Raw genomic sequence first — 13,274 nt, 5'->3', positions numbered from 1 at the left:
ATCCATCATCAAGAAGAGTAAACCCCATGGTAGCCGATTGCGTGTCAGGATGACCACGCATACCTGCAGGCTTGCCATTGCCGCAGGGCTACGCCGCCGCTTGGCATGTGCCGATCTACAACAATCCTGCTTCCCAGACCAGCGCCTGGTCATGGCAAGGAGGGTGGCAAGCCCCTTGATAGCCGGACTCGGCAAGAAACTGGTGAGATCGATTAAAAATGCCAATGGTAAAATTTGTTTCTTTTATTGCACTTTGATTGCCCGGATGATATCTTTTGTCCAATCGCAAAAAAAATATAACAAAAATATAATTAACATTGTGTTTTTTGAAATTTATCAATAGGGGAAATTATGAACACGACTAAACATGCTGTGCTGGGTCTCTGCCTTGCTGTCTCGGCTTGCCTGGCGCCATTGGCCCAGGCGGCGAACTGGGTGGAAATCACCGATCCCGCCATGAGCGGCTTCCTGGTGGGCGGCAAGACCGTCACCTACGGCAGCGTGGCAGCGGACTCGGTCTGGGTGTTTGACGGCGCCAACCCGTCTGGCCCGCAAAGCGCGGCCGCCATCCAGAGCTTGGTCAGCAGCAAGTTTGGTCTGCCATCCAGCGGCACCGGTTCCCTGGTCTTTGCCGCCCAGGGCGACCTGGAAAGCGGTAAGTCCGGTTCGTTCACCGTCAAGTCCAGCTTTGACTACCTGGCCGTGCACTATGGCCGTGGCGAACTGCTGTTCCACTGGGACGCGCCGCTGGCCGCCAATACGCTTATCACCATCAGCAATCTGCCGCGCGGCCTGAGCAATTTCCGCGCCTACAGTTCCGTCTCGGCCGTGCCTGAGCCAGCGACCTACGGCATGTTGATGCTGGGCCTGGGTCTGGTCGGTTTTGCCGCGCGCCGCCGCCGCGCCTGAGCCTGCAGCGCCTGCGGGCGCAAGACATGAAAAAAAGCCCGCGCATCGGAAGATGCGCGGGCTTTTTGCATGGCGGAGCGGTATTTACCAGCTATAGCCAGCCTTGGCGTAGTAATAGCGGCCGTTGAAACCGTTCGGCGCGAAGATGCTGTAAGGCTGGGTACCGTTGACGTTCAGGTTGCCCGCGCTCGTCACTTGCGCCGGATAGCGGTTGGTGACGTTGTCGATGCCGGCCACCAGGCGCCAGTTCTTGCCCAGTTTCACGGAACCGGACACGTCCAGCACCCATTGCGGGTCATACGTCTGGTCCAGCTTGACGTCGTTCTGCGGCACGGTGAAGCTGCCGTAGCGCGTTACGACGCCGTGCGCATTCCAGATGCCGAATCCGTAGTCGGCGGCCAGGCTGAACTTGTCCTTCGGCGAGGCCACCGTGATGCGGTCGATGCTCTGGCGGTCGATCAGTTTCAGGTTGTTGGCCGTCAGGATGGCCGGATTGCCGGCGATTTTCTGTACCGTGCTCTTGTTGTGGTTGTACGCCACGGTGAGGTCGAGGCGGTCCTTGTCCTGCAGGTCGATGCGGTAGGTGCTGACGATGTCCACGCCTTCCGTGCGCGTGTCGACGGCGTTGGTGAAGTAGCGCGCTGCGCCCACGGTCGAGCCTTGCGTCGCCAGCTGGGCCTTGAGCTTGTCGTTCAGCGCCAGATTGGCCGAGAACAGGATGCGGTTGTCGATGTCGATGCGGTAGGCATCGATGCTGGTGGTGAAGTTGCGGCTGGGCTGGAACTGCAGGCCCAGGCTGTAGTTGCGTGCCTTTTCCGGCTTCAGGTCTTGCGCACCGAGGGCGCGCGCCTGCGGCGTGTTGACGGCGAAGGTACCCGTCTCGATGGCCGTATTGTTGCCGTTGATGACCTGGAAGTTGGTGGTGGTGATGGTGTAGTACTGCTGCGCCAAGGATGGCGCGCGGAAGCCGCTCGACACGGTGCCGCGCAGGGACAGGGCGTCCGTGAAGGCATAGCGCGCGGAACCCTTGGCCGAGGTGGTGCTGCCGAAATCGCTGTAGCGCTCATGGCGCAGGGCCACGCCGCCCGACAGTTTCTTCGTCGCTTCCGCTTCCAGGTTCACATAGACCGACTCGTTGTGGCGCGAGTGGCTGCCCGCGTTGACAGGACGGAAGCCGGCAAAGCCTTGCGAACCGCCGCCCGTGTACGATGCTTCATCGCCGGCGCCGATGCTGTACTTTTCATGGCGCGCTTCGGCGCCCACGGCCACCGTCAGCGGGCCCGTAAAGTAAGACACGGGAAATTCGCGCGCCGCATCGAGGTTGAACACCGTTTGTTCGTTTTTCAGCGAGCCCGCATAGAAATGCGTGGGGCTGTTGGCGCCCAGCGACTGGTTGACCGTATTGTCCAGGTCCAGCTCGAACTTGTTGCTGCCGTAATTGAGGCTGGCATCCCAGCGCCAGCCGGCCGCTTCGCCGCGCAAGCCCGTGACAAGGGATTGGTCCGTCAGGGTGCTGTTTTGCAATGGCAAAAAGCCTTCCGGGAAGAGTGGCGTGCGCTGGACGAACTGCTTCGAATTATTCGGGTCCGTGATCAGCGCCGTGCGCCAGGTGGCGGCGGCCGACGTGTCGCGCTTGCCGTAATTGCCGAAGGCATACCAGTCGAGGTTGTCGCTGATGTGGTATTCGCTGTTGAGGAAAATCGTTGCCGGCTTGCTTTCCGGGTCGCCATAGCGTTGGTTGACCTTGCCGTAGCGCGGTTCCAGCGGGTTGCGGAAATCGGCACCGGCGCGGTTGGTCGGGTCGCGTTCCGCCACTTCGGCCGAGACGCGCACCCAGCCGTCCTCGCCCAGGGCGAAGCCGGCCGAACCCTTGATGGATTTTTGCTTGCCGTCGCGTTCCTGCGTCTGGCCATAGCCCACTTCGATATCGCCGCCGGCCGCGCCTTTTTTCAGGATGATGTTGATCACGCCGGCAATCGCGTCGGAGCCGTACTGGGCCGCCGCGCCATCGCGCAGCACTTCCACGTGGTCGATGGCGGCCAGGGGAATGGCGTTCAGGTCGACCGGCGCCGAGCCGCGGCCCAGCGAGCCGTTGACGTTGACGACGGCCGAGGTATAGCGGCGCTTGCCGTTCACCAGTACCAGGGTCTGGTCGGGCGACAGGCCGCGCAACTGGGCCGGCCGCACGGCGTCGCTGGCGTCGGCGCCCGTGGCGCGGGCAAAGTTCAGCGATGGCAGCAGGCGCGCCAGCACGGTGGCCAGTTCGCCCGAACCCGTGCTTTGCAGGTCACGCGAAGTGAGGATGTCGATCGGCGATTCGGAATCGATGGTGCGGCGGTTCTTGGCGAAGGTGCCGGTGACGACCACCGATTGCAATTCGCCTTCGGCCGGCAGCTCTTGCTGCGCTTGCGCCTGCATCGGCAGGCTGAAGCAGGCCACCAGGCTGGCGGCGATGACGGTTTTTACGGGGAGGGCGGGACGCTGGGAGCGGGCGGTGCTTGAACTCATCGACGATATCTCTTCGGTTGTGGTTGCGCGGACCATGGCGGTCCGGTGATGCAATCAGATTAACAGTGGGCACGCGGCGTCCTTACGAATCGTTCTGTCTATCGATATGCAATAAATATCTGAAAGACGTCAACATGGTGCGCGTAGCGCATATGGCCTCGTTTCCAGCATACGACCGGGCACGGCAAGGCCGCAATGCTGCACAGCAGTAAATTGCTCAGTGTTGTATAAATGCGACTATGCATTCCCTGGATCGGGCTGGATGGCGGCCGGGGCGGTACTGGCAGTCTCAATGCGGCTGACCCGGAATGGACTCCCGGTGGCGGATCGCTTCGACGACGATCCGCAGCGCCCGCGATTCATGGCGGCGGCTGGGATAGTAAGCATGGAGGCCAGGAAACTTTCCACACCAGTCACGCATGACGCTGATTAAGCGGCCTTCGCGTACATGCTCGGCCACCATATCTGCCGTCACGAAGGCCAGACCATTGCCGCTCAAGGCGGCTTGCACCATGGGAACGGCGCTGGTAAACACGGTCTGGCCACGCACCCGCGCTTCCACATTGCGCCCCTCATGCTGGAGCTCCCACGCGTAAATGCCGCCACTGCTGGCGAGGCGCAGCGTGATGCAATTATGTTTCAGCAGCTCTTGCAGGCTGGCCGGTTGCGCATGCCAGGAGAAGTAGTCTGGCGAACCGACGATCATGGTCGGAATGTCGGGCGTGAGCCGCACGGCGATCATGTCCTCCTCGACTTGATCGCCGTAGCGCACGCCGATGTCATAGCGGTCCGCCGCGATATCGACCAGCTTGTAATCGGACTGAATCTCGATATGCAGATCGGGATAGTGGGGCAGCACTGGCGCAAGCCTTGGCCACAGCAGCGTATCGATAATATGGTCGATGGCGGTGATGCGCACGGTACCCGCCGGCTTGCCATTCAAATCGCTGACAGCGGCGATTTCGGCATTGACCTCTTCCAGCCGCGGCGCGACGTTGGTCAGCAGGCGCTCGCCTGCTTCTGTCGGTGAAACACTGCGCGTCGTCCGATTGAGCAGCCGCACGCCCAGCCGCGCTTCCAGGTCACGAATGATGTGGCTGAGCGTGGATTGGGACATGCCGAGCTTGATGGCGGCACGCGTGAAACTGCGTTGGCGAGCCACTTCAAAAAATATCAAAATATCAATAATATTATCTCTGGCCATGTGCATCATTCCTGAACCGGCGGTGGAGGGTATCCCGTGGTGGCGCCCTGCAAGCGCTGATACCAGGGGGGAGTGTGCGAATTTTCATATAAATATACAGAACATTCATGGCTGTGGCACATATACCTGTTCGGATTTCCGGTGCGCCGATGCGGCAAGTGCCACGTACGATGTCGCCAAGGTATTCAGCCCATCCCACACCGTACGAACTGGAGAACAGAGATGACCATCAATGATGTAGCGCGCCGCGATTTCCTCAAGACTGCTGGCACCGGCATGGCCGTGCTGGGCAGCCTGTCCCTTGCAGGTGCTTCCGCGTTCGCTGCCGAAAGCAAGCCCGTGCCTGATATGTCGAACCAGGCTGACAATTTTTACCGGAGCGAAACCGTCGTCGCGCAAAAGGTCGCGTTTGACAACCAGTACAAAATGAAGGTGGTCGGGAATCTCTTCACGCCCAAGAACCTCAACCGGAATTCTAGGCATCCGGCGATCATCATCGGCCATCCGATGGGCGCGGTGAAAGAGCAAAGCTCGAACCTGTATGCACAAAAGCTGGCCGAACAGGGCTTCGTCACGCTGGCCATCGACCAGTCGTTCTGGGGTGAAAGCGCAGGCCAGCCACGCAATGCCGTGGCGCCGGACATCTATGCCGAAGCGTTCAGTGCGGCGGTCGATTACCTGGGCACGCAGTCATTCGTCGACAGGGAACGCATCGGCGTTCTCGGCATTTGCGGCAGCGGCAGTTTCGTCATCAGCGCCGCCAAGATCGATCCGCGCATGAAGGCCGTTGCCACTGTCAGCATGTACGACATGGGCGCGGCCAACCGCAATGCGCTGAACCACTCGCAGACGCTCGAGCAACGCAAGCAGATCATTGCCGAGGCGGCGCAACAGCGCTACGTGGAATTTACCGGTGGCGCAATCGCGTACACGGGCGGCACCGTGCACAAGCGCGATGGCAATACGCATCCGATCCAGCGCGAGTTCTATGACTTCTATCGCACCCCGCGCGGAGAGTTCACGCCGGCAGGATCGTCGCGCGAGCTGACGACGCACCCTACGCTGGCCAGCAACGTCAAGTTCATGAACTTTTATCCGTTCAACGACATCGAGACGATTTCCCCGCGTCCCATGCTGTTCATCACGGGCGACCAGGCGCACTCCAAAGAATTCAGCGAAGAGGCCTACCGGCTTTCGGCCCAGCCCAAGGAACTGGTGATCGTGCCAGGCGCCGGACACGTCGACCTGTATGACCGCGTGAAACTCATCCCGTGGGACAAGCTGCAGGCCTTCTTCCACCAGCATCTGGCATAGGCGCATACCATGACAGTACCGATAAGCAGCGCGCCTCAAGATGGCGTCCGCGGGCACGGCAATACCGGGGCGCAGGCGACCATGTGGGGTGGTGTCTTTGCGATGACGCTCTGCGTTTTCGCGCTGATCGCCTCGGAGTTCATGCCGGTCAGCCTGTTGACGCCGATGGCCAGGGATCTGCTGGTCAGCGAAGGCCTGACAGGGCAGGGGATCGCCATCTCCGGCGCGTTCGCGGTACTCACCAGCCTGTCGATTTCAGCAATGACTGGCAGCATGAACCGCAAGACCCTGTTGCTGGGGCTGACAGCACTGATGGCCGTCTCCGGGGCTGTTGTCGCGATGGCGCCGAATTACTTCCTGTACATGGTCGGCCGCGCACTGATCGGCGTGGTGGTGGGAGGTTTCTGGTCATTGTCGGCCGCCACCGCGATACGCCTGGTGCCATCGGATCAGGTGCCGCGTGCCCTGGCCATCTTCAATGGCGGCAATGCGCTGGCGACCGTTGTTGCCGCGCCACTGGGCAGTTACCTCGGTTCCGTCATCGGATGGCGTGGCGCATTCTTCTGCCTGGTGCCCGTGGCCTTGATTGCCTTTCTCTGGCAGTGGATCAGCCTGCCTTCCATGCCGCCTCAGGCCGGGTCGGCCGGTTCGCGCAACGTCTTCAAACTGCTGCAGGACCCGAAGGTTGCCCTGGGCATGCTGGCTGTCAGCACGTTTTTCATGGGACAGTTCGCCCTGTTCACCTATTTGCGCCCCTACCTTGAAAGCGTTACGCGGGTAGACATCTCCACGCTGTCGCTGATTCTGCTGGCAATCGGCGCAGGCGGCTTCATCGGCACCACCATCATCAGCAAGTTCTTGAAGTGGCATTTTTTCCGGACGCTGGTTGGCATTCCCATCGTGATGGCCCTGATCGCCGTGGCGCTGACCGTCTTTGGCAGCAAGGTCGCTGCCGTGACGGTACTGCTGGGCATGTGGGGCCTGGTCGCGACCGCCGCGCCGGTAGGCTGGTGGTCATGGCTGGCAATAACGCTGCCCAGGGATGCAGAGGCGGGTGGCGGCCTGATGGTCGCTGTCGTGCAACTCGCCATCGCCCTCGGTTCCACGGTCGGCGGCTTGCTGTTCGATAAAAGTGGCTACCAGAGCACATTCATCGCCAGCGCGGCCGCACTGCTGCTGGCGGCCTTCCTGACCTCGCGCCTGCAAGCGTTGCGGGCAGCTTGAATCCTTTACGAGGAAGGAGCAGACTATGATCACGTGCAAGCCAGCAGTTCCCAACGGCGCCCGGCATGGACTGGGCCTGTTGCTGGGCCTGCTCTCCCTCGGTGCTAGCGAAGCCCGGCAGCAGCCCGCTTCCGTGCCATACGCTCCGGTCCCGGTCCCGGTCGCCGCCGGCGCCTCCCTCAAGCCCGAGCGGTTGCGCATATCGATGCGCGTGGGCGAACGCCGCTTCGCCGTCACCTTGTCCGACAACGCGACGGGGCACGCCTTTGCCGCAATGCTGCCGCTGACGCTGGATATGGCCGAACTCAACGGAAACGAAAAGCATGCGGATCTGGCGAAGGCGCTGCCTGTCAATGCATCGCGGCCAGGCACCATACGCAATGGCGACCTCATGCTGTACGGTACGAAGACCGTCGTGGTTTTCTACAAGACATTTACGTCACCGTATGCCTACTCGGCCATTGGCCGCGTAGCCGATCCTGAAGGTCTGGCCCAGGCACTGGGCCGGCATGGGACCCAGGTCGAGTTTATCCAATACCAGTCAATACCCGGTGGTGGCGCTTGCCACCTGGATAGCACAAATGTACAAGCCTGAGATCGAAGCGAATATGGCTTCGCTATACAGGAAACCCGGATACGGCCCTTCCTGAGCAGGGCGCAGAATAGCCCGATTCGAATCGCCGCAGACAGCCGACCCAAACTCACCCTCGAAAGGAAACACCATGATACTCAAGCGCGCCGGCACACAGCCATCCCAAAAAGGACCAGCCGAATATTTTACTGGCGTGGTTCGCATCGATCCACTGAACTTCCCACCCGCACCGGCGCGCGCATCGTGCGCGAGCGTCACGTTTGAACCGGGTGCGCGTTCGGCCTGGCACACCCATCCACTGGGCCAAACCCTGCTCGTCACGGCCGGCTGCGGCTGGACGCAATGCGAAGGCGAAGCCATCGTTGAAATCCGGGCCGGCGATGTGATCTGGTGCCCGCCCGGTCACAAGCACTGGCACGGTGCGACCCCGACCACCGCGATGACCCACATCGCCATCCAGGAAGCGCTCGATGGCGTCAACGTGATCTGGATGGAAAAAGTGACCGACGAAGAATATGCGGCGGGACTGCCATCAGACCGGCTGGCAGCCCTGCAAAACGCCTGTCGGGCGTCTTGATCTTGCTGATCATGCCGCCTGTTTGCCGCGCAGCGCGCGCGCGCAATCCTTGATCAGGGCGGGACCGGCATAAATCAGGCCGCTGTACAGCTGCACCAGCTGCGCGCCCGCCTCGAACTTGGCCAAAGCATCCTTGCCCTGCATGATGCCCCCCACGCCGATGATGGGCAGCGCGTCGCCCAGTTCCGCCTTCAGCAAACGGATCACATTGTTCGACAGTTCAAATACGGGCGCACCCGACAGGCCGCCCGCTTCCGCGCCGTGCGGCATGCCTTCGACGGCACTGCGCGACAGGGTCGTATTGGTGGCGATGACGCCATCGATGCGGTGGCGCGTGAGCGACTCGGCGATGCTTTTCACCTGTTCGCCATCCATGTCCGGCGCGATCTTCAGGGCCAGCGGCACGTAGCGCTTGTGCTTGTCCGCCAGGCGCGCCTGCGCGTCCTTCAGTTGCGACAGCAGGGCGTCGAGTTCCGACGCGCCCTGCAGCTGGCGCAGGTTTTTCGTGTTCGGCGACGAGATGTTCACCGTCACATAGCTGGCGTAGGGGTAGACTTTTTCCAGGCACAGCAGATAGTCGTCGGCGGCCCGCTCGATGGGCGTGTCGGCGTTCTTGCCGATGTTCAGGCCCAGCACGCCGGCGCGGTTCTGGTAAAACTTCGACGCCTGCACATTGGCCACAAAGGCGTCCACGCCGCCATTATTGAAACCCATGCGGTTGATGATGCCCTGCGCCTGCGGCAGGCGGAACATGCGCGGTTTCGGATTGCCCGCCTGCGCGCGCGGCGTGACGGTGCCCACTTCGATCGAGCCGAAACCCAGGTCGGCCAGTGCGTCGATGTAGGCGCCATCCTTGTCCAGGCCGGCGGCCAGACCGACGGGGTTCGGGAAGGTGATGCCCATCACCGTGCGCGGATCAGCGGCCGGTTTGCCGGCCAGCTTCGTCAGGCCCAGCGCGCTGGCGCGTTTCAGGGCGGGCAGGGTGAAATGGTGGGCCGCTTCGGCATCCATCGAAAACAGCAGCGGGCGGGCGAGGGAGTACAGGAATTTTTCAGACATGGGGCGCTTTGAGTAGGTGTGCGGGCTGCCGGGAAGGGCTGGCGGCGCGCGAAATAAGTGCCGTATTTTACCGTGTTCCGCGCGGCTGCCGGGTGTATAGTTCTCTTTGGTCTAATGCAACATTGATTCCTTGTTAATTCGCATTCGGCCGCGGACCTTCCTGTTTTTTCTCTGTTCTGTTGACTTCATAAGCGAGACATCGATTGAAAAAGACACGCATCCTGACCGCCATCGCGGCCGCCAGCGCACTGCTGCTGAGCCACCCGGCCCTGGCCCTGCCCAATACGCAAGACACCCGCATGCTGAGCGAACCGGCCGTCTCCAGCCGCCACATCGCCTTCATCTACGCGGGCGACCTGTGGCTGTCCAACTTGGACGGCGGCGGCGCGCGGCGCCTGACGTCGGACCTGGGCGACAAATCGAATCCCGTGTTCTCGCCCGACGGCAGCCTGATCGCGTACAGCGCGAACATCGACGGCAATGTCGACGTGTATGTGATCGCGGCGGCGGGCGGCGTGCCGCGGCGCCTGACTTTCCACCCCGGTGTTGATCTGGCGCAATCGTTCACGCCCGATGGCCAGGCCGTGATGTTCACCTCGCCCCGCGCCGCCTTCAACAACCGCTTCCAGAAGCTGTTTACGGTGCCCGTGGCGGGCGGCGTGGAAACGCAGCTGGAAATCCCGAACGCGTCGCGCGCCACGTATTCGCCCGATGGCAAGCGCATCGCCTACAACCCGCTGGCGCCGGCCTTCAAACAGTGGAAGCGTTACCGGGGCGGCACCAACTCCTGGCTGTGGCTGTTTTCGTCCAGCGACAAATCCATCGAAAAAATCCCCCAGCCGACCACACGCTCGAACGACGTCGACCCGATATGGATAGGCGACACCGTGTACTTCCGCTCGGACCGCAACGGCGAATTCAACCTGTTTGCGTATGACGTCAAGACGAAAGCCGTGCGCCAGCTGACGCGGCACGCGGATTTCCCCGTGCTCAACGCGTCGGCCGCGAACGGCACCATCGTCTACGAGCAGGCCGGCTATCTGCATGTGTTCGACATCGCCCGCGGCCAGGCGCACAAGCTCACCATCGGCGTGGCCAGCGACCTGGGGCAGGCGCGGCCCCGCTGGGTGAAGAACGCGAAATACATCCGCGACGCGTCGATTTCGCCGTCGGGCGCGCGCATCGCCTTCGAGTACCGGGGCGAGATCGTCACCATCCCCGCCGACAAGGGCGACGTGCGCAACCTGACGCAGACGGCCGGCGCCCACGAGCGCACGCCCATCTGGTCGCCCGATGGCCGCTCGGTCGCGTATTTTTCCGATGAATCGGGCGAGTATGAACTGCATGTGCGCGCGCAGGACGGCAAGGGCGCCGTGCGCAAGTTCAAGCTCAATGGCAGCGGCTTCTATGACAATGCCGTCTGGTCGCCCGACAGCAGGAAGATCGCGTTTGCCGACAATGGCTGGAGCATGTACGTGATCGACATCGGCAACGGCAAGGTGCAAAAGATAGCCACGGAACCGATGTATGGCGTCGACAAGAGCATGCGCGCCTCGTGGGCGCCCGATTCACGCTGGCTGGCCTATACGCTCAACTCTCCCACCTACACGCGCAGCGCCTACATCTATTCCGTCGAGCAGAACAAGTCCATGCCGGTGACCGATGGCTTGTCCGACGTGGCCCAGCCCGTGTTCGACAAGAGCGGCAAATACCTGTACTTCTTCGCGTCGACCAACGCAGGCCCCAGCAACAACTGGTTCTCGCAGCAGAACGAAGACAACCTGGTGACGCGCACCGTGTGGATGGCCGTGCTGCGGCGCGACTTGCCGTCGCCCCTGATCAAGGAAAGCGACGAGGAAAAGGCCGCCAGCGCGGAGAGCAGGAAAGACACGGCGAAGACGGAAGCGGAGCCGAAGAGCGAAGCGAAGATCGATCCGAAGACGGGCCGCGACGACCCGAAAGTGACGGTGGCCCCCGTGGCGCCGATCAGCATCGATTTCGACGGCATCGCCACGCGCATCGTCGACCTGCCGCTGCCGGCCGCGCAGTTCTCCAGCCTGGCCGCCGGCGCCGCCGGGCAGATATTCCTGCTGCGCGAAAGCGACGGCAAGAAGGCCGTGCAGCGCTTCGACCTGAAGGAGCGCAAGGCGGAAACCATGGTTGCCGAAGCCGATGATTTCGAGGTCTCGGCCGACGGCAAGAAGCTGCTGTACCGCCAGAAGGACAACTGGGCCATGGGCTCCGCCACGGGCAAGCTGCTGGCGCCGGGCGAAGGCAAGATCAAGGTCGACGCCATCGAAGTCAAAGCCGATCCGCGCGCCGAGTGGACGCAGATTTTCAATGAAGTGTGGCGCATCAACCGCGATTATTTCTATGATCCGGGCATGCATGGCGTGGACTGGAAGGCCATGCGCGACAAGTACGCCGTGTTCCTGCCCGAGCTGTCGAGCCGCGCGGACCTGAACCGCCTGATCCAGTGGATGTGCAGCGAACTGGCCGTGGGCCACCACCGCGGCGGCGGCGGCGACGACTTTATCGAGGCGAAGAAGGTGCCGGGCGGGCTGCTGGGCGCCGACTATGAAGTGAGCGACGGCCATTACCGCTTCAAGAAGGTGTATGGCGGATTGAACTGGAATCCGGCCCTGCGCGCGCCGCTGACGGAGCCGGGCCTGAACGTCAAGGCGGGCGAATACCTGCTGGCCGTCGACAGCCGCCCGCTGGCGCCGCCGACGAATATCTACAGCGCCTTCGAGAACACGGCCGGCAAGGCCATCGACCTGACTGTGGGACCCTCGGCCGACGGCAAGGGCGCGCGCACGATCACCGTGGTGCCCGTGCCGGCCGAGGATGCCTTGCGCAACCGCGACTGGATCGAGGGCAATATGCGCAAGGTCAATGCGGCCACCAACGGCAAGGTGGCGTACGTGTACGTGCCCAATACGGCGGGGCTGGGCCACACCTACTTCAAGCGCTATTTCTTCCCGCAGGCGGACAAGCAGGCCATCATCGTCGACGAGCGCTTTAACGGTGGCGGCAGCGTGGCCGATTACTACATCGAGATCCTGCAGAAGAAGGAAATCGCCTGGTGGACCATGCGCTACGGCGCCGACATGAAGACGCCGTCCGCCTCGATCCAGGGACCGCGCGCCATGCTGATCGACGAGACGGCCGGCTCGGGCGGCGATCTGCTGCCGTGGATGTTCCGCAAAAATAACATGGGCCCGCTGATCGGCAAGGCAACGTGGGGCGGCCTGGTGGGCATCCTCGGCTTCCCCGTGCTGATGGATGGCGGCACGATCACGGCGCCGAACCTGGCGTTCTGGACGCGCGAAAATGGCTGGGGCGTGGAAAACGAAGGCGTGCCGCCCGATATCGAAGTCGAGCAAACGCCGGCCGACGTCATCGCCGGCCGCGATCCGCAGCTGGAAAAGGCGATCGAGGTGATCCAGGCCGAACTGGCGAAGAACCCGCCCGTGCGGCCTGCGCGCCCGGTGTTTCCGGACAAGAGCAAGTAAGCTGAAGTGCAGGGGGCAGACCCTCGCGATTGTTCGCCGGTAGGTCGGATTAGCGCAGCGTAATCCGACACCATTGTTGGCTTTGCAGCGTCGGATTACGCGCTTGCGCGCTAATCCGACCTACCTTACATGATCGCCCACTGTCCCTTGACGCGCTTCCAGCGCTGGCGAAGAACCCGCCCGTGCGGCCTGCACGTCCGGCGTTTCCGGACAAGAGCAAGTAAGCTGAAGTGCAGGGGTCAGACTCTCGCGATTGTTCGCCGGTAGGTCGGATTAGCGCAGCGTAATCCGACCCCATTGTTGGCTTTGCAGCGTCGGATTACGCGCTTGCGCGCTAATCCGACCTACCTTACATGATCGCCCACTGTCCCT

General features: G+C 62.2%; 10 protein-coding genes. 7 read left to right on the top strand and 3 right to left on the bottom strand.

What is annotated here, in order from left to right; genetic code table 11:
* Window positions 1–49: 49 nt before the first annotated feature.
* Window positions 50–343 carry a hypothetical protein gene (locus AC1RBA_RS10425; protein WP_492418009.1) on the top strand — a complete coding sequence of 98 codons (294 nt, stop codon included), beginning with the start codon at window positions 50–52 and terminating at the stop codon, window positions 341–343.
* A gap of 8 nt (window positions 344–351) precedes the next feature.
* Window positions 352–909 carry a PEP-CTERM sorting domain-containing protein gene (locus tag AC1RBA_RS10420; RefSeq protein WP_227742023.1) on the top strand — a complete coding sequence of 186 codons (558 nt, stop codon included), beginning with the start codon at window positions 352–354 and terminating at the stop codon, window positions 907–909.
* Window positions 910–993: 84 nt separating this feature from the next.
* Here the strand turns inward: AC1RBA_RS10420 and AC1RBA_RS10415 are convergent, their stop codons facing one another.
* Window positions 994–3,417: a TonB-dependent receptor plug domain-containing protein gene (locus AC1RBA_RS10415; protein WP_492418008.1), complete on the bottom strand. Its 2,424-nt coding sequence runs from the start codon at window positions 3,415–3,417 to the stop codon at window positions 994–996.
* Window positions 3,418–3,706: 289 nt separating this feature from the next.
* The gene (locus AC1RBA_RS10410; RefSeq protein ID WP_492418006.1) at window positions 3,707–4,621 is read right to left on the bottom strand and encodes a LysR family transcriptional regulator; all 915 of its coding nucleotides are present in this window, start codon (window positions 4,619–4,621) and stop codon (window positions 3,707–3,709) included.
* A 222-nt stretch (window positions 4,622–4,843) separates the two neighbouring features.
* Here AC1RBA_RS10410 and AC1RBA_RS10405 point away from each other — a divergent pair, with 222 nt between their 5' ends.
* From AC1RBA_RS10405 to AC1RBA_RS10390, 4 genes are all read left to right on the top strand, one after another.
* Window positions 4,844–5,935 (top strand): alpha/beta hydrolase, encoded by a 1,092-nt coding sequence (locus tag AC1RBA_RS10405; protein WP_492418005.1) that lies wholly within the window; start codon window positions 4,844–4,846, stop codon window positions 5,933–5,935.
* Window positions 5,936–5,944: 9 nt separating this feature from the next.
* A complete protein-coding gene (locus AC1RBA_RS10400) occupies window positions 5,945–7,159 on the top strand; it encodes an MFS transporter (protein ID WP_492418003.1) in 1,215 nt (404 codons plus the stop codon).
* 25 nt (window positions 7,160–7,184) lie between these two features.
* Complete coding sequence (locus AC1RBA_RS10395) at window positions 7,185–7,754, top strand: cyclophilin-like fold protein (RefSeq protein ID WP_492418001.1); 570 nt, start codon at window positions 7,185–7,187, stop codon at window positions 7,752–7,754.
* A gap of 127 nt (window positions 7,755–7,881) precedes the next feature.
* On the top strand, window positions 7,882–8,328 hold the full coding sequence (locus AC1RBA_RS10390) for a (R)-mandelonitrile lyase (RefSeq protein WP_492418000.1): 447 nt from the start codon (window positions 7,882–7,884) through the stop codon (window positions 8,326–8,328).
* A gap of 9 nt (window positions 8,329–8,337) precedes the next feature.
* Here the strand turns inward: AC1RBA_RS10390 and AC1RBA_RS10385 are convergent, their stop codons facing one another.
* Window positions 8,338–9,387: a quinone-dependent dihydroorotate dehydrogenase gene (locus AC1RBA_RS10385; protein ID WP_492417998.1), complete on the bottom strand. Its 1,050-nt coding sequence runs from the start codon at window positions 9,385–9,387 to the stop codon at window positions 8,338–8,340.
* A gap of 203 nt (window positions 9,388–9,590) precedes the next feature.
* Between AC1RBA_RS10385 and AC1RBA_RS10380 the strand changes: the two genes are divergently transcribed.
* A complete protein-coding gene (locus AC1RBA_RS10380; RefSeq protein ID WP_492417997.1) occupies window positions 9,591–12,902 on the top strand; it encodes a S41 family peptidase in 3,312 nt (1,103 codons plus the stop codon).
* The last annotated feature ends 372 nt before the right edge of the window (window positions 12,903–13,274 follow it).

Source organism: Janthinobacterium sp. GW823-FHT03B06, from assembly GCF_058796955.1.
This window is presented reverse-complemented; position numbering and strand designations above follow the sequence as displayed.